Raw genomic sequence first — 230 nt, forward strand, 5'->3', positions numbered from 1 at the left:
CTCCTGAGACCAGTTCAATAATATAGCCCAATACCACATATCCGGAATTGTTATAATCAAATTTTTCGCCGGGAGAAAAGTCAGCAGGTTCATTTTTAAAAAAGTTAATCATTGCTTCTGGCTTCATTTCTTTCTGTGCAATGGAAGATAATGTTTTCATTTTTGTAAAATCTTTAATTCCTGAGGTATGAGTAAGAAGATGATGAATCGTTATTTTATCTCCATTCGGG

The 230-nt window shown here is 33.9% G+C and carries 1 protein-coding gene; it reads right to left on the reverse strand.

Annotated elements, in window-relative coordinates:
* The coding region (locus tag SB772_RS46175; RefSeq protein ID WP_410839289.1) for a serine hydrolase domain-containing protein at window positions 1-230 on the reverse strand (230 nt) is incomplete at both ends.

The organism is Paraburkholderia sp. SIMBA_030 (assembly GCF_046535245.1).
GTDB lineage: Bacteria > Pseudomonadota > Gammaproteobacteria > Burkholderiales > Burkholderiaceae > Paraburkholderia.